General features: G+C 64.1%; 11 protein-coding genes. 9 read left to right on the top strand and 2 right to left on the bottom strand.

The features are described from left to right. The first annotated feature begins 358 nt into the window (after positions 1 to 358). From A4R35_RS04185 to A4R35_RS04150, 8 genes are all read left to right on the top strand, one after another. Positions 359 to 1,966: a glycoside hydrolase family 16 protein gene (locus A4R35_RS04185; protein ID WP_112426830.1), complete on the top strand. Its 1,608-nt coding sequence runs from the start codon at positions 359 to 361 to the stop codon at positions 1,964 to 1,966. 301 nt (positions 1,967 to 2,267) lie between these two features. Then, positions 2,268 to 3,977, top strand: a complete 1,710-nt coding sequence (locus A4R35_RS04180) for an ABC transporter substrate-binding protein (protein WP_112426828.1) — start codon at positions 2,268 to 2,270, stop codon at positions 3,975 to 3,977. A gap of 476 nt (positions 3,978 to 4,453) precedes the next feature. Beyond that, positions 4,454 to 5,425: an ABC transporter permease gene (locus A4R35_RS04175; protein WP_112426826.1), complete on the top strand. Its 972-nt coding sequence runs from the start codon at positions 4,454 to 4,456 to the stop codon at positions 5,423 to 5,425. Positions 5,426 to 5,576: 151 nt separating this feature from the next. Then, positions 5,577 to 6,677: an ABC transporter permease gene (locus A4R35_RS04170; protein WP_223258187.1), complete on the top strand. Its 1,101-nt coding sequence runs from the start codon at positions 5,577 to 5,579 to the stop codon at positions 6,675 to 6,677. A 159-nt stretch (positions 6,678 to 6,836) separates the two neighbouring features. Continuing rightward, positions 6,837 to 8,237: a GH1 family beta-glucosidase gene (locus A4R35_RS04165; RefSeq protein WP_112426824.1), complete on the top strand. Its 1,401-nt coding sequence runs from the start codon at positions 6,837 to 6,839 to the stop codon at positions 8,235 to 8,237. A gap of 492 nt (positions 8,238 to 8,729) precedes the next feature. After that, positions 8,730 to 10,784 (top strand): 3'-5' exonuclease, encoded by a 2,055-nt coding sequence (locus A4R35_RS04160; RefSeq protein WP_146747109.1) that lies wholly within the window; start codon positions 8,730 to 8,732, stop codon positions 10,782 to 10,784. Positions 10,785 to 10,946: 162 nt separating this feature from the next. After that, positions 10,947 to 11,774, top strand: a complete 828-nt coding sequence (locus tag A4R35_RS04155) for an endonuclease III domain-containing protein (RefSeq protein WP_223258186.1) — start codon at positions 10,947 to 10,949, stop codon at positions 11,772 to 11,774. A gap of 128 nt (positions 11,775 to 11,902) precedes the next feature. Then, positions 11,903 to 14,314 carry a tetratricopeptide repeat protein gene (locus A4R35_RS04150; protein WP_112426818.1) on the top strand — a complete coding sequence of 804 codons (2,412 nt, stop codon included), beginning with the start codon at positions 11,903 to 11,905 and terminating at the stop codon, positions 14,312 to 14,314. A 52-nt stretch (positions 14,315 to 14,366) separates the two neighbouring features. Here A4R35_RS04150 and A4R35_RS04145 read toward each other — a convergent pair whose 3' ends face one another. Together A4R35_RS04145 and A4R35_RS04140 are read right to left on the bottom strand one after the other, a co-directional pair. Then, positions 14,367 to 16,307, bottom strand: coding sequence for a MutS family DNA mismatch repair protein (locus A4R35_RS04145; protein ID WP_112426816.1), 1,941 nt, complete (start codon positions 16,305 to 16,307; stop codon positions 14,367 to 14,369). A 420-nt stretch (positions 16,308 to 16,727) separates the two neighbouring features. Further along, the gene (locus tag A4R35_RS04140) at positions 16,728 to 17,039 is read right to left on the bottom strand and encodes a bifunctional DNA primase/polymerase (RefSeq protein ID WP_112426814.1); all 312 of its coding nucleotides are present in this window, start codon (positions 17,037 to 17,039) and stop codon (positions 16,728 to 16,730) included. Between the two features lie 69 nt (positions 17,040 to 17,108). Between A4R35_RS04140 and A4R35_RS24595 the strand changes: the two genes are divergently transcribed. Continuing rightward, a complete protein-coding gene (locus tag A4R35_RS24595; RefSeq protein ID WP_223258185.1) occupies positions 17,109 to 17,273 on the top strand; it encodes a hypothetical protein in 165 nt (54 codons plus the stop codon). Positions 17,274 to 17,417 lie beyond the last annotated feature (144 nt).

Below are 17,417 nucleotides of genomic sequence, written 5' to 3'. Positions count from 1 at the left end.
GCTCCGGCATACATCGCCTGGAGTCCTGTCCTGTCTGCCCCGGCTCGCCGGGTCCTGCTCTCTGCTGGCTGCCAGACGGCAGGCAGGCCAGCTGTCTGGCTCAATCACTCTGCTGGCCATCCAGCATACCACCAGGGAGGATGAAGGGAGGTGGAAGGCTGGCCAGTGCGCTGTGGCTGCTGGCCACTCTCGCCGGCACTGCTGCTGCCGGCACTGCAGCACTGCTGTTGGCTGCGTCCGCTTGCTGGATGCCTGTCAGAGCGCCTGCGGCGGCGCTGGCTCTTCTCTGGCCAATGGGGTGCTGCCAACTCAGCTGCAAGGCAGCTGACGACTTTTCCGCAGGAGAAAGGAGTACTGGATGCGGATACCTCAGCGTAGAGTTCACAGGGATGTCGATGAGTCTGCTCGTTCCGGCACCGCTTTCCGTCGCCTGCCCTTCAGGTGGCTCCTCTTCGCCGTCTGTGCCCTGGTAGTCTGCCTATCAACCGGGCTGTTTCTGGTGGCCCGCACGGCTCCCCAGGCCCATGCTGCTACCTGGACTGAGGTGTGGGGCGATGAGTTTAACGGGCCGGCAGGCTCTCCGCTGGATACTTCGCAGTGGATCTACGATATTGGCACTGGCTATGGTACCGGGGAGATCGAGACAACGACCAATAGCACGGCCAATGTCTCCCTGGATGGCAATGGTCACCTGGCCATCACGCCACTGCGCGATGCCAATGGCAATTGGACCTCTGGTCGCATCGAGACGGTCAACGATAGCTTCGCGGCTCCTCCCGGCGGCGAGCTGGAGGTGACGGCCTCTCTGCAGCAACCCAATGTCTCCGGCAATGCCGCCCTGGGCTACTGGCCGGCTTTCTGGATGCTCGGCACTCCCTACCGCACCGACCATAACTGGCCCAAAGATGGCGAGGTCGACATTATGGAGGATGTCAACGGCCTCAGCTCGGTCTTCGGGACCATGCATTGTGGCACCTATCCCGGTGGCCCGTGTAATGAGCCAAATGGCATCGGCAGCGGTCAGAGGCCTTGCCCTGGCTGTCAGACGGGTTTCCATACCTATACGGTCATTATCGATCGCAGTGTCTCGCCGGAGCAGATCCGCTGGTACCTGGATGGCAACAACTACTTTACGGTGAGCGCCAACCAGGTGGACCCCACAACCTGGGCCAATGCCGTTGATCATGCTTTCTACATCATCTTCGATCTGGCCATCGGCGGAGGCTTCCCCGCAGCCTTTGGCGGCGGCCCGACCTCAGCCACTCAGCCCGGCGTGCCAATGTTGGTCGACTACGTGCGCGTCTATACTGCCAATGGCTCGGCGGTGACGCCGACGGCGACTCCCACCCCTAGCCCAACACCAACGGCCAGTGGCGGCAGCGGCTTTGCGCAAGGGGTCAATGCCATTAGCAGCAATCAGGTGCAGTTCTGGTTCCAGCCGAGCGGCTGGACGGCGGGCTACGTGATCCTGCACTACACGATCCCGGGCCAGGCTCAGCAGAATGTGCAGATGAGCTACAACAGCAGCGCCGGCCAGTGGCAGTATACGGTGAGCGGCGTCAGTTCAGGGCAGACAATCACCTATTCGTTTACCTACCAGAAGAATGGCCTGCAGTACGATACGGGCACCTATACCTATACGGTAGGCTCCTCGGCGGCAACCCCCACGCCGACACCGACTCCCTCGGGCGGTAGTGGCTTCAGCCAGGGGGTCAACAGCGTCAGTTCTACTCAGGCTCTCTTCTGGTTCCAGCCGAGTGGCTGGACGGCGGGCTACGTGATCCTGCACTATACGATCCCGGGCCAGGTTCAGCAGAATGTGCAGATGAGCTACAACAGCAGCGCCGGCCAGTGGCAGTATACGGCTGGCGGGATGAGTTCAGGACAGACGATTACCTATTCGTTTACCTACCAGCAAAACGGGTTGCAGTATGATACGTCAACCTATACCTGGACCCATCCCTGAAGGCCGGGGCGCCTTTTTCGCCCTCACCCTTGATTGAGGCGAGCTGATTCCTCGCTTCTTCCCTTCTCGACGCTGCCGCCAGGCTGCCGCCAGCAGACCGACGGGCAGCGCCGAGAAGGACTGACGGCGGCCTCAGATCCGGCTGATCTCGGGGCTGGGGCCGGAAGCGATCAGATGAGTTCAGGAGCAACTCGGATTTGCCATCCGATCAGGAGGGCTGGCTGGTCCAGTGCCGATCGCGACGAGACGATGCTTCGTTCGCTCAATCGACGTCCGATTCGCTTTCCAAGGAGGTGCGCTCATGTGCGATAAGACCGGCCTCACTCGTTCTTCACCACGACCTGGCTCCGCGACGGGTCTGGGGCGCACTGTGCTCTCGCTGCTGGCGTTGAGCTTGCTGCTCCTGCTGGCTGCCTGTGGTCAGGGTAGCTCTAGCAGCTCGTCCAATAAGACTCACGTGCTGACGGTCGTGCCTAGCCCTAAAGGTGACTTCACCAACGGCTTTAGCCCTTACTCGGCTACTGCGAACTACGGTTCGCAGGGTATGATCTATGAGACCCTGCTCTTCTTCAATCGCATGAATAGCCAGATCACGCCCTGGCTGGCGCAGAGCTACGATTTCTCCAGCGATGCCAAGACCCTGACCTTCCACCTGCGCCCTGGCGTGAAGTGGTCCGATGGCCAGCCGTTCACGTCGGCAGACGTGGTCTTTACACTGCAGATGCTCAAGCAGTACCCGGCAGCGGATACCAATGGCCTCTGGCAGTATATCCAGAGCGTCCAGGCCTCCGATGATCAGACGGTGACCGTCACTTTGAAGGCCCCCTATACGCCCATCCTCTGGTATCTGGCTGGTCAGACCTGGATCGTCTCAAAGCATGAGTATGCCAGCGCCGGCGATCCGACCAAGTTCGTCGACGCCAATCCTGTCGGCACTGGTCCCTTCATGTTGAAGTCCTTCTCGCCGCAGCTGATTACGCTCAAGAAGAATCCAAATTACTGGCAGCCCGGTAAGCCAGCCGTCGATGAGATCCGCTATCCAGCTTTCGATTCGAATACCAGCGCCGAGCTGCTGCTCAGCCGCGGTGATGTCGATTGGACGGGCCTCTATACGCCCAATATCCAGCAGACCTATGTTGCCAAGGACCCGGCCCATAATCATTATTGGTTCCCCAACCGCAACATTGTGATGCTGTATTTGAATACGGCGAAGGCCCCGTTCAACCAGCTGGCGGTGCGCCAGGCCATTAGCACGGCGATCGATCGCGAGCAAATTTATAAGGTAGCCGAGAGCGGCTACGAGCCAGTGGCCAGCCCCACCGGTCTGGTCCTGCCGGAGAACCAGAGCTTCCTGAATCCGAAGTACGCTAATGTCTCCTTCGCTAAGGACCCCAATCAGTCCCAGCAGCTGCTGGAGAGCGCTGGCTTCCATAAAGGGTCGGACGGCATCTATGTCGACAGCAGCGGCAAGAAGCTGTCGTTCCAGATCGATGTGGTGACCGGCTGGACCGACTGGGTGACAGCGGTGCAGATCATCGCCAGCGATCTGAAGGCGATCGGCATCGATGCGAAGGTGAATTCGATTTCCTTCAATGCCTACTTCAGCGCTCTGCAGATGGGCAGCTACGATATGGCAATCTCCTGGACCAACCCGGGACCGACGCCCTTCTACCTGTATAATTCGCTGCTCAATAGCAGCAACAGTGCCCCTCTTGGAAAGCCAGCAGCCTCCAACTGGGAGCGCTGGATGGACCCGACGACTGATAAGCTGCTGGCCCAGTACGCGACAACGACTGACCAGGCGCAGCAGCAGCAGGCGCTCTATGGTCTGCAGCAGATTATGGTGGAGCAGCTGCCGAGCATTCCTCTGGTCTACGGAGCGACCTGGTACGAGTACAGCAGCCGCAATTTCACCGGCTGGCCGGATGCGCAAAATGCGTATGCTTCCCCGGCTCCCTTCGACTTCCCCGATGCCGAAGTGGTGGCCTTGAATTTGAAGCCCGTTGCCTGAAACCCCGTGCGTAGGCGAGGTGAGGGAGCCGATCGGGTGCGGCTCTCTCTCCTCCCTCCGCATCGGCCCGGCTCGGCCCGGCTCGGCCCGGTCCGCCTGATACCGGCTCCCTCCTGCCAGGGAGGTGGCGCGTTCAGGCCGACTCAGCGCTCCGCTTCCCGAGGAGCGCCCGCGCGACCTGCGCCGCTCGCCAGCAGGCTGCGGCCAGGCCCGGGGCCAACCACAGGCCTTCGGCGCTGACTCCGATGGTGCTCCATTTCGTTTCCGTTCGATGACAATGGACTGGCATGAGTAACGGACAGGCAAGCGGGTTTGCTTTCCTAGCTCAATAATAAGGAACGACTCTGGCCAACACCCGGCAGGGCAGCGCCCGCCGATGCTCTCGGCGGCTGGTGAGCGCTCACCGCTACATCGTCGCTTGGCTGGCTGCATACGGCACGGCTGCCTCTCTCGGCTGGGAGGAAAGGGGACCCAGAATGAGGCATTTACTGCGCCGCCTTGGCTTCTACCTGGTGGCCCTGTGGGCCTCGATTACCTTGAATTTCGTTATTCCGCGCTTGATTCCGGGTGATCCGGCTGGCGCGCTGATGGCCCGTTTCCAGGGACGGATGACGCCCCAGGCCATTCATGCTCTGGAGCTGCAGTTTGGTATCTCTCACGATCCGCTCTGGATGCAATATATTCAGTACCTGGGAAATCTGCTCCACGGCGATCTCGGAACCTCTTTTACCTACTTCCCGACGCCCGTGGCCACTGTCCTGGCTCAAGAGCTGCCCTGGACGCTGACCCTGGTCGGTGCCTCCGTGCTGATCAGCTTTGCGCTGGGGTCGCTGATCGGCGTCTTTATCGCCTGGAGACGCGGCTCGTTTCTGGATAATATTCTGCCACCTTTCTTGACGTTTTTCTCAGCTATTCCCTACTTCTGGCTGGCTCTGATTGCGCTCTATCTCTTGGCCTATACTTTGAGGTGGTTCCCGGTGAACGGCGGCTACGATACGTCCTTGACGGTCGCGCTGACACCGGATTTCTTGCTGAGCGCGCTCAACCATGCCCTGCTGCCCGGCTTCACGATTGTCCTGGCCTCGGTCGCCGGCTGGATGCTCGGGATGCGCAACGCCATGATTACCACCCTGACCGAGGACTATGTCTTGCTGGCCGAGGCCAAGGGCCTCAAGGAGCGCCGCGTGATGTTCTCCTATGCGGCCCGCAATGCTATTCTGCCGAATGTGACCGGCTTCGCCCTCTCGCTTGGTTTTGTGGTGGCTGGCTCGCTCTTGACCGAGGTGGTTTTCTCTTACCCTGGCGTGGGCTTCGCCTTGCTGCAGGCCGCGCAGAATTCCGATTATCCCTTGCTGCAGGGCATTTTCCTGCTGATCGCGCTGGCCGTGCTGGGCGCCAATTTCCTGGCGGACCTGGCTTATCTGGTACTGGATCCACGGGTACGCTAGCGGCGCTGGCGATCGACAGGCTGTGACAGGTGGTCTGTCGCTGAGGTCAGTTGGCGGCTCCGTGGCCGCGGACGAACGGCAGGCAGCCCGGCCCTGACCCAGACCTGAGCAGCGCTGAGAGATCGAAGACAGAGAGAAGGAGTGATCGATCATGGCTATGCTACCTCAATCGCCAGAGCCAGCGGCCACGTCGGCCAGCGAGCTGCAGCCGGGAGCAAGGACGGGCGCGGCGCTGGACGCCGCGTCGACTGGAGCTGGCAAGGCCAGCCCGGCACTGGCCCCGACTCCAGTGTCTGAGCGGCCCTGGATGAGTCTATGGCGCATCTTTACGCTCAATCGCAAGGCGATGGTGGGGATGTGCATTGTGGGCTTCTTCTTCCTGGTGGCGATCTTTGGGCCGTTTTTTATCCATACGGACCCGAGCGCCTTGTCGAACGATGTGCTGGTGCCGCCATCGCCCAGCCACTGGCTGGGGACGACGCAGACCGGCCAGGACATCTTTAGTCAGTTGGTGGTGGGCACGCGGGTCTCGATTCTCTGGGGGCTGGCGACGGGCCTGGTGGTGACCACCATCTCGGTGCTGGTCGGCTTGTGCGCCGGCTACCTGGGAGGGATCGTCGATGAGGTGCTCTCGCTGCTGATCAATGTCTTTCTGGTGCTGCCGAGCTTCCCGCTGGCGGTGCTGCTGGCCGCCTATGTGCCCTTTAAGGGGCCGTTGACGGTGGCCGCGGTGATCACCCTGACGAGCTGGGCCTATCAGGCGCGGGTGCTGCGCGCGCAGACGTTGTCGCTGCGCCGGCGCGATTTTGTGGAGGCGGCCCGCTCCAGCGGTGAGTCGACCTGGCGCATTATCTTCTTTGAGATTTTCCCGAATGAGATCGCTATTGTGGCCGCCGGTTTCGTGAGCACGGCGATCTACGTGATTCTGGCTGCCGCCGGCCTGGAGTTCCTGGGCCTGGGCGATGTGACGGTGGTCGACTGGGGCACGATGTTCTACTGGGCCCAGAATAATGATGCCTTGCTGCTGGGGGCCTGGTGGTGGTTCGCGGCCCCGGGCCTCTGTATCGCCCTGCTGGGGGCCGGCCTGGCTTTGATCAATTTCGGCATCGATGAGGTGGCCAATCCTCGCCTGCGCAGTGAGGCGCGGCCCAGCAAGCGCCTGCTGCGGCAGATGCTGTCGCGCTCCGCTGGGACGGGCGTCGGCTCTGGAACGGGCACGGCCCCTTTCGGTGCCTCGCGTAGTCTCGGCTAGCGGTGGGTGTCGCGCTGCCCGGCCCTGGCCTCTGCCGTGGCGGGCCTACTCTCTCCGTCCGGGCGAGGCCAGGGCCTCTCTCTCGACGCCGCCGGCTGGTCGCTTACTCTCTTGCTTGAGAGACCATCATTCCCGAGAGGATAGAGAACAGGAGAACGCATGACGAGTATCCCCACTGTCTCATTCCAGGCGGTTGAGGACCTGGCTGCACGCTTCCCCACTGGCTTCTTCTGGGGAGCCGCGACTTCTTCGTATCAGGTGGAGGGGGCGGTCGCTGAGGATGGCCGCGGCCCTTCGATCTGGGATGATTTTTCGGCGACGCCGGGCAGGGTTGTCGATGGCCAGAGCGGCGCTCAGGCCGCGGATCATTACCATCGCTATCGCGAGGATGTGGCTCTGATGGCGCGCCTGGGCTTGAATGCCTACCGCTTTTCAATCGCCTGGCCGCGGGTACTGCCCGAGGGGCGTGGCCTGGTGAATCAGGCGGGCCTGGATTTCTATGATCGCCTGGTCGATGCGCTGCTGGAAGCGGGCATTCAGCCGTTTGTTACGCTCTATCATTGGGACCTGCCTTCGGCCCTGGAACACGAGGGCGGCTGGCGGGCACGCTCGACAGCTTACGCCTTCGCCGACTACGCGGAGGTGGTGGCGCGCCGGCTTGGCGATCGCGTCTTGCATTGGATGACGCTCAATGAGCCGTGGTGTAGCGCCTATCTGGGCTACGGGATTGGCGTGCACGCTCCGGGCCTGCGCGATCGTCAGGCGGCGGTCGATGCCGCGCATCATCTCTTGCTGGCGCACGGGCTGGCCCTGCCCCGCATGCGGGCGATCTTGCCCGCGCAGGCACAGATCGGCACAGCTCAGGTGCTGGTGAAGGTCTATGGCGCCGATGAACGCCCGGAGACGCAGCGCGATGTGGCTCTGGCCCATGCGTTCTCAAATCGCTGGTTCCTTGATCCGCTCTACCGCGGGTGCTATCCCGAGGGCCTCTTTGCGGCTTTGGGCCTCAATCCGCCGCCCATCGAGGAGGGCGATCTGGAGCTGATTGCGGCCCCTCTCGATTTTCTCGGGGTCAATAACTATTCCCGCATGCTGGTGCGCGGTTCGCCGGAGCCGCCGCTGGCCGATCAGTGTCGAACGGTCTCGCCTGTCCCCAATGCCTGTTATACTGATATGGCCTGGGAGATCTTCCCCCAGGGCCTGCGTGATCTCCTGCTCGATGTGAGCCGCGAGTATCCAGTGCAGCGGCTCTATGTGACGGAAAATGGGGCGGCTTTCCCCGATGAGTGGGATGGAGGCGAGACGGTCCACGACCCGCGTCGTGTGGCTTACCTGGCATCGTATATCAATGCCTGTGCCGAGGCTCTGGAGCAGGGGGCGCCGCTCTGTGGCTATTTCGTCTGGTCCCTGCTCGATAATTTCGAGTGGGCCGAGGGCTACCGTAAGCGTTTCGGCATTGTCTATGTTGATTATGCCTCGCAGCGGCGTGTGATGAAGGAGAGCGCTCACTGGTATGCGGCCCTGCTGCAGTCTTTTCACGCTCGCTCGCGCTGCTGCTGAGTCCGGCGGAGGATAACAGGCGCCTGCCTGCTCTGCCGCTCCTGTTGCCCGCGCGGTGAGCGCAACCGGCGGGGACAGGCCAGATGGTTCATTCTGTCCCTGTGCTTGCTTTCCCTCCCCAGAGGCCCAGCCCAGACTCTCAACACGAGGGCAGGGCTGGGCCTCCCTCTCCCTGAGCGCTTGCTTCCTGCACTGCTGATGGATATTCCTGGCGCGCGTCCTCTCCTCTTCTTCCGTCGGGAGGTGAGCGGCCTCTCCTTCAGGGATTTGCTGCCGTGGAGCTACCTGCTAAATCTGTGACTTGGGCGCGTTTTATTTCCAGTGGAAATAATGGTAATATACATTGATATAAAGAAGTTGACTGCCAGGTAGTCGCCCCGCGGGGTGCGTTTGTTGGAGGGTACGCTGATGGCCGCTGGTGATTGGTGTCTCTTGCAAAAACCTGAATTTCTTCGCGCATTACAAACTCTCTCTCCCAAAGAGATCCGCCTGGTGATCGAAAAGCTCAATCTCCTCTTGATCGACCCCTATCCCGATGGCCACACGCGCTGTCAGGTGCGCCATATGGGAATACCGGTCTATCGCTTGCGCTGCGGGGTTTTTCGCATTTTCTACACCCTGAAGCGCCCATATATCTGTGTACTGGCTCTGCGCCGGCGCGATCAGGCAACTTACGACGGCGAGCTGGACGCTGCTGTCCCGGATGGGACGGCGGCCCTCGCGCTGGTGGCCGCCGCCGAAGGGGCCGCTGAGGAGGAGCGGCAGACGGCTGCGCAGTCAGCCCCGGCCTACTGGGAGCGCTGGCTGGCCCCTCAGCCGCCACCCAAGCGCGCGCTGCCCGAGCCGATCACACCCGAGCTGCTCAGCCGCCTGGGGGTGCCGCCGGCCTTTCATGCTCGCCTGCTGCCCCTGACAACTCAGGAGGACTTGCTGGATTGCCCGGGGGTGCCCGATGAGTATTTGCTGCTGATCGATCAACATATGTTTGAGCGGCCCCTGGTCTCGGTGCTCCAGCAGCCCGACTATCTGCTGAGCGATGTCGAGGATCTGCTGCGGTATCGCCAGGGGGAGCTGGTCGGTTTTTTGCTGCACCTCTCGCCGGAGCAGGAGACCTTTGTGCGGCGTGGCCTGCACTCGGGTGGGCCGACGCTGCTCAAGGGGGGCCCGGGCACAGGGAAGAGTATGATTGCGCTCTATCGCGTGCGGGCCATCCAGGAGGAGCTGCGCCGTCAGGGGCGGGAAGAGGCGCGCCTGCTGTTTACAACCTATACGAATGCGCTGGTGCGTTCAAGTGAACAACTGCTGCGTCAGTTGCCAGGGGTTGATCTAGGCTGTGTAGAGGTGCAGACAGCAGATCGTCTGATCTTTCAGCTTCTCAGCAGTCTGGGGGAGCCTCCCAGGCCGCTGACGCCCCAGGAGGAGCAGCAGCTCTTTGCGCAGGCCCTGGAGACGGTGTGTTTCACAGGGTCGCCGGCTCAGCAGCGGGCGCAGCGTCAGGCTCTGTCGCAGCTCGGGGCAGAGTACCTGCGGCGCGAGTTGACGCAGGTCATTCTGGCGCGTCAGATCCCTTCGCTGGAGGCGTATTTGCGGGCGCCGCGCCCGGGCCGGCGGGTGGCGCTTTCGCCGCTGCAGCGCCGGGCTGTGTGGGCGCTCTATGAGCGCTTTGTGGCCCTGGTCCGTCTGCGGGGTAAGGAGACCTGGCAACAGATGCGGGTCCGTGCGGCGGAGTGTGCCGCGGCTGGATGGTTCCCACCTTGCTACGATGCGGTGCTGATCGATGAGGCTCAGGATCTTGATCCGGCGGCCTTGCGTCTGCTGGTCTTGCTCTGCCGCGATCCGCGGCTGCTCTTCATTACGGCGGATGCGAATCAGTCGATCTATGGCAGCGGTTTTGCCTGGACGGAGGTCCATGAGTTGCTGCGCTTTCGCGGGCGTACCTCGGTCTTGACGGTCAATTATCGTTCGACGCGCGAGATCGCCGAGGCGGCACGGGCCTATTTGCAGGCCCAGGAGTCAGGCGAGCTGGAGAGCGAGTCGGGCGAGCGGCGCTACGTACATAGCGGGCCGGTGCCGGCCCTGCGACGCGTGGCTTCGCGGGCTGAGGAGGTCGATCTCCTGCGGCGCTTCCTGCCGGCGGCGGCCCACGAGCTGCGGCTGGGGATTGGGGCCTGCGCCGTGCTGACGCCGACGGTGCGGGCCGGTCGCCTCCTGGCGGAGGATCTGCAAGCCCAGGGCCTGCCAGCCCGTTTTATGCGCAGCCATGAGCTGGACCTGGAGGCGGCAGGGGTGAAGGTGCTGACCCTGCCGTCGGCGAAGGGCCTGGAGTTTCCGGTGGTGGCGCTGGCCGGCTTCACTGATGGAAGCTGGCCGCGGAGCGCTCTGTCGGCTCTGAGCGCCGAGGAGCAGAGCGAGCTGCAGGCCATCGATCGACGGACGCTCTTTGTGGGGATGACGCGAGCGATGCGGGCCTTGCTGGTGGTGGTGCCCTCAGAGGCTTCCTCGCCTTTGCTGGAGGGCTTCGATGCCGCCTATTGGAACCTGGCCTGAGCCTGCGCAGGGCCTGCATCTGGCCCCGTGAGAAGACGGCAAGTCGGCCCGGGGCGGCGGTTGCTGTATGGCGGGCGGTATACTAGAATACAACGAAAGACAGCCTGGTCTCGCTGTGGCGAACGGCTGTCGGCAGTCTCCTGGAGGTGGGTTTCTCAGAAGATGATGTTGTCTGATGCGGCTGTCCCAGGGTCGCAGCCTGCCAGCGGCGAGGGGCGGCCACCGGCGCACCTGGCGCGTGTCTACCGGCGACTCCTGGAGGTCTATGGTGAGCCTGTCTGGCGGCCCTCGGGCGAGCCATTGGGGGAGCTGGTGGGGACGATTCTGTCGCAGCATACCTCGGATACTAATTCGGAGCGGGCCTACAGGCAGTTGCGGGCCGCTTTCCCCTCGTGGGAGGAGCTGCTTGCTGTCCCGAGTGAGCAGGTGGCGGCGGTCATTCGCTGTGGCGGCCTGGCCAATGTGAAGGCCCGCCGTATTCAGGAGGTGCTGGCTGAGCTGGCGCGCCAGCAGGCGGCCCAGGCCCAGGCCCAGCCCTCGCCGCCTGCGACCGAGACGGGGACGTTGGAGGCTTTCTTGTCTGCCGAGCTGCAGCGCCGCCAGCCGTTGGAAGCCTGGGAGTATTTGCAGAAGCTGCCAGGCGTGGGACCAAAGACGGCGGCTTGTGTGCTGTTGTTCGCGTTGGGCTGGCCGGTGATGCCGGTCGATACGCACGTGCATCGGGTGGCGCGCCGCCTGGGCTTGCTCGGGCCGCAGGTGAGCGCCGAGCAGGCCCATCTGCTTCTGGCTCAGATGACGCCCCCGGCCTGGGTCTATCCCCTGCATGTCAATCTGATTCGCCACGGACGGCGCGTCTGCCTGGCGCAGCGCCCGCGCTGTCCTGGCTGTCCTTTACTAAACGAGTGCCGCTATGCAGGCGGCCTGGTCGCCGAAGAGGAGACGGAACCCGCGCAGGCCGCTGCCGATCCTTCTTCGGCGGAGGATCACTAGCGAGCGCTACAGGCTGCCGATGCGCTCCGACTTTGGCTTCGGCTGTTCGGGAGGGCAGCAAAGCCGGAGCGGGGGAGCACAACACTGGCCCGCGCTGATAGCTGATTCTGTATGCAAGGAGCGAACTGATGGCGTTAGGCCAGGACTGGAGCCAGATTATTCATCAGAGCGAGAACGAGCGCTTTGTGGGACGCGAGCAGGAGCTGACGCTCTTTCTGGAGGAGCTCCGTCGCGTGCCGCCGCGCACGCTCATCTTTTATCTCACTGGCCAGGCCGGCGTTGGCAAGACGACGCTGCTGCGGCGCTTCCAGGCTATGGCCCGTGAGCTGGGCTTTCTGGTCGCCGAGTGCGACGAGCGCCAGCGTGATGTGTTGGCCGTCTTAGGTCATCTGGCCGCTCAGTTCGATCAGCACGGTTTGCGCCTCAAAGCCTTTGAAGATCGTCATCGCCTCTACTACCAGCGCTTGCATGAGATTGAGAATGATCCCCAGGCGCCGCGCGGCCAGGGGGGCCTGTCGGTGCGTATGCTGCTACGCCTGGCCTTTGTGGCCGGCGAAATGCTACCGGTGGTTGGCCCCGCCTTTTCCTATCTGTCGCTGGAGGAGGTCGAGGAACTGGCCAGCGAGTGGGGGCGCTATCTGCTGCGTAAGCTGGGCAATCGCGAAGAGATCGAGCTGCTGCGCGAGCCGGAGCACGTCCTCAGCCAGCTCTTCTTTGCCGATCTCAATCGGATCGCCGAGCGCTGGCCGGTGCTGCTCTGTCTCGATAATCTGGAGGCGACGCGCCCGGCTCTCTTCTGGTGGTTACTGCGCCTGCCCGAGTATAGGCCGTCGGGGCGTATCCGCCTGGTGCTGGCCGGGCGTGATCCGCTAGATAACGAGTGGGGCGTCTTGCGCGGGGTGACGCGCGTGATTCGCCTGGATGTCTTCACGGAGGAGGAGGCCGAGGCCTTTCTGGATCTCTACCATGTGCGCGATCCGCTGCGGCGCCAGGAGATTATCGAAGTCTCGGGCCGGCTGCCAGTCCTGATGAGCTGGCTGGCGGCGCCGCGTGAGAGTGGGGGGGCTTCCTATGCGGTGCTGCCGGCGGGGGATATGGTCGAGCGTTTTCTGCGCTGGGTGCACGATCCAGTCCTGCGGGAGGCGGCCCTGTTGGGGGCGCTGCCACGGGTGCTCAATCGCGATGTGCTGGCCTGCCTGCTGCGCTGCGCCCTGGGCGAGCAGGCTCCCCATGTGGAGCGCGTCTTTAGCTGGTTGATTGCGCTGCCGTTTGTCAGCGAGCGCGGCGAGGGCTGGCGCTACCATTCGGTGGTTCGACGCATGATGCTGGAGTATCTGCGCCGCCGCAGTCCGGTCGGCTATCGCGAGCTCCAGGGTTGCCTGGCGACCTTCTACCGCCAGCAACTGGAGGCGCTCTACGCTGATGGACAGGAGCACTGGCAGGCGGCTCGCTGGCAGGAGGGAACGCTCAACACTCTCTATCACGGGCTGCTGGCCGACCTCCACAGCGGCTGGAACGCGCTGCTGAGCTGCTTTATGCAGGCGCTCTACCAGGATCGCCGCTTTGCGGCCCGCCTGGTGGAGATGGCCGCCCTGGAGGAGGTCCGCCGGACGCTGGAGCGCGAGCAGCGCGAGCTGTTGGAACTGATGCAGGCCGGGCTGCGAGCGATGGAGGAAGGCGACTGGGCAACGGGGTTGCGCCTCTTTGATCGGCTCTGCCAGATCGCCGAGCTACCGCCGCGGGCGCGGGCTGCGGCCTTCTTTTTCCGTGGGCGTGTGCAGCGCTACCGCCAGGCCTATACGGAGGCGCTCGTCGATCTCAGTCAGGCCATTGCGCTGGATGAGACGAATCTGTGGGCTTTTGTAGAGCGCTCGCGTGTCTTGCGCCGCCTGCGCCGCTACAGTGAGGCGCTGGAGGATCTGACGCGGGTGGTGACGCTCAATCCGCTCGATGCGCGTTCCTGGGCCAGTCGCGGCCAGGTCTATACCCGCCTGGGACGCTATGAGGAGGCGCTGCAGGATTTTGAGCGCGCGCTTGCTCTGGATGAGGGCTATGTCTGGGCGCTGGTGCATCGGGCCGAGGTCTGTCGCCTGCGCGGCGCTTATGAGCAGGCCCTGGCCGATCTGGAGCGAGCCTTAGCGATCAGTCCGCACGAGGCGCGGGCCTGGGGTGAGCGCGGTGAGGTCTGTCGCCTGTTGGGCCACTACGAGGAGGCGCTGACCTGCCTGGCTCAGGCTCTGGCCCTGCGACCAGACTATGCCTGGGCGTTGGTCTGCCGCGGCCAGGTCCTGGCTGCCCTCGGGCGTCGTGAGGAGGCCCTGACCGATCTGGAGCGGGCCCTGGCGCTGGATGCAACGCTGGAGCAGGCGGCCCAGGCCCGGGCGGCCCTGCTGGCCGGGGAAGAGGCGCCTGCTATCTCGGCTCCAGTCACTCAGAGACTGGATACGGCTCGCACGCAGCCGCTGCCGCCGCTGGAGGAGGGGCCGCAGACGCGCTCGTCGGGCGGGGAGGAGGCTCCTGGCGGGCCGTCGTCTGGCTGAGCGCGCGGACACGGCGAGGCAGCGCGGCCCCTGCATGGATGCTTGTTTCAGCTCAGGAGGCCTCGCTTTTGTCGGCGGATCGCCGGGTGGCTGCCTGCTCGCCGTCGTCCTGGTCGCTCTCCGTCTCTGGTACTGGCAGCCCGAGCAGGCGCATGATCTTGAGGGCGTTGGTGGTGGGACAGGGGCCGGGCCGCAGGCGGTAGTCAAAGATCATCTCTCCATCACGCACTTCCTCGCGAAAGTGATAGTTGTTGATTCCCGCTATTTCTTCAGCGAGCTGCGTCAGGTCGAGGTCATGGGTGGCCACCAGGCCAGCGCAGCGCCGGCCCGTGGTGGCGAGGGCGCGCAGGTAGGCCCGGCTGCCGAGGCGCCGCTCGCGGTTGTTGGTGCCGCGGAAAATTTCGTCGATCAGGAAGAGCAGCGGCGCTGAAGACGGACGTTCGGCTGTGTCCAGCAGGGCGCGCAGGCGCCGCACCTCGGCGTAGAAATAGGAGGCGCCTTCGGTCAGGGCGTCGCTGATGCGGATGCAGGCGAAGAGGCGCAGGGGCGTCAGGCGCAGGCGGATGGCGTCGACGGGGGCGCCGGCGTTGGCCAGGACCAGGTTCATGCCGACGGTGCGCAGGAAGGTGCTTTTGCCTGCCATGTTGGAGCCGGTGATGATGGCGATGCTCCCGATCTGGCGCAGGGTGAAGTCGTTGACGACTTTGCTGGCGGGCGGCAGCAGGGGATGGCCCAGCCCCTGGCCTTCGTAGAGGAACGGGGTCCCGGCTTCGGCGGGCGGGATGAACTCAGGCAGGTGGTAGTCGGGGTTGAGGTCGGCAAAGGTGGCCAGGGAGCAGAGAGCCTCTAGCTCAAACCAGGTCTCTAGCCAGCGCGGCAGGTGCCGGAGCAGGCGGGCTTTCCAGGCTTCGAGGCGCAGGGCAATGAGGAATTCCCAGGGCGTGACGAGGTGGAGCAGCAGGGTCAGGAGCAGGTTCTGACCGAAGGAGGCCAGGCTGAGCAGGAGCGAGAGACGATGCAGGGCCTGGGACGGACTGAGCTGGTTGCTCTCGCTCTGGCTGAAGGGGCAACAGAGCTGCTGTACGAGGGGCTGCTGTGGGAAGTGGCGCCGTTCGAGGTAGGCGAAGATGGCGCTGAGCTGGGCGCAGGCTCTCTGTAGCTCAAAGGTTTCGTCGAAGAGGTCGCCGGCGTCGCCGCGCCGCAGGAGGAAGAAGAGGATGCTCAGGGCGGCGCTGAGGAGCCACCAGGGCGGCAGATGGAGGGTGAGCTGCCCGGCCAGCAGCAGCAGGGTGAGCAGGTTGAGGCTGCCCATGTAGGTGAGGTCCTGCCGGAGCCGGGCTTTGGGCGGCTCTTGCTGGAGCCGACGCAGAAGCTGGCTGCCGCGCGCCAGTCCACTGGCTCCGCCGGCCAGGTGGGCCTCGATCTGGAGCCGGTTGCGGAAGAGACGCAGGGGAGTCAGTTCGGCGACCAGGGCTTGCCGGCGCTGGATGGTGGCCAGGTCGGGGGCTTCCTCTAGCAGCCAGCTCTTGAGGAGCAAGGCCCCCTCGCGGGTGGTGGCGGTGTTGAGGAGACGGTGCAGCGAGCGCGGCCCGCTGATGTCGAGGTCGAGGTCGAAGGGATGGGTGGCATCGCTGTCGTAGAGGTCACGCCCACCAGGGAGGGGGGCGATGGCTTGCCAGTCGACGAGCAGGCGCGCTTGCTGGTCGTGGAGCAGGCGCGAGAGGAGCCGCAGGCGGCTGAGGTGGCTTTCGAGGCGCCGGTGTTGGGCGACCAGGACGCTGAAGAGGATCAGGCCGAGGGCGACGCTGAGGAGGCCGAGCCACCAGCGCAGGGCCAGGCCGAGGGCGAGGCCGCTGATCAGGCTAACGGCGAAGACGAGGACGCGCAGCCATGAGTAGCGATTGCTGCGCGCGTCCAGGTGCGTGATGCGCCGCTGCAGGCGCTCCTCGTGTCGCTGCAGTGCCCGCAGACGAGCGGCTTTGTCGGGATGCATGGGCGGTGCTCCTCTCTATCTGTCAGGGTTGTGATGGCCGCCGACTCGACCTCGATGCGCGCGGTGGGCCAGACCAGGCAGGTGGCTGAAGAGAGGCTGGCACGAGTCGGCGCAGGGGAGGACGTGCCGCGGGCGTGGATCTGCCCGGGCGCGCTTCCCGTTTGATCAGATGATAGCGCGTCTGGCAAGGGGAGGAATAGGGGGAAGCGATCTGGCGGAGCGGCTGACGATGAAAGAGAAAGAGAAAGAGACCCCCGCCCTCTGAGCGAGGACAGGGATCTCTGCAACGAAGAGAGGAGGCCGGGAGGTTGTTCGTTCGCCAGGAACGCGCTGCAAAGGGTGGGCGTCCCTGCCCAGCCTGTAGAGCTGTGGTTGCTGGCCCTCCCGTTTGCTTAGGGCCGGGTATCAGGGCGGGCCTGACTATGGCCCGCTGGTGCCGGGAATGGGAAGTAGGGTCTCGCTGCCATCCCGGCCTGTGATGACGACGCCAATGCCCGCCCGCGGAGCCAGGCGCCACCAGCGGCGGATCTCTTCCTCATCTGTGGTGGCACAGGCGAGCGTGGGAACACGCGGGTGCGGCACGCTGCAGCTCGGACGCTCGCAGGCACAACGCCCGTCGGGCAGGCGCTCGTAAAGGGGAACAACGCGCCAGCCGTGCCGCGCGTAGGACAGGGCATAGTCCAGCAAGCGGCTCCTGTCGATGGCTACGTGACGTTCCAGGTAGGTCGCCATTGGGGCGGCTCCTTTGCTCGGGTGAGGCAGACGAACACATGGAACAGTGACCAGGGCAGGTACATCCCCTTGTCCTTCCTGCTCCTCTCCTCCGGCCTGGCTGGCCAGGACCATCGGGCCGTCGGCGGCGACAAGATCAGCGCGCGAGCGCTTGCAACCCTGCCGACCACCCACACCGGCCTCTCCGGCGGAGCCCCCACTCCGCCGGAGCCGGTGGGTGCAGCCTTCCAGTAACCAGAAGGATTACTTATATTGTACGTGATGCTCCAAATATATGTTTGTCGATAGAGGGCCGCTGCTGATGGTGAAACCGGGCCGGCGCGGTGGGCAGCCTGGGCCGATGGCGAGCGGGGAGCGCTGAGTGAGGCAGTCCGCCGT

The organism is Thermogemmatispora tikiterensis, assembly GCF_003268475.1.
GTDB lineage: Bacteria > Chloroflexota > Ktedonobacteria > Ktedonobacterales > Ktedonobacteraceae > Thermogemmatispora > Thermogemmatispora tikiterensis.
The sequence above is the reverse complement of the archived record's forward strand: the minus strand, read 5'-3'. Positions and strand labels throughout refer to the sequence as shown.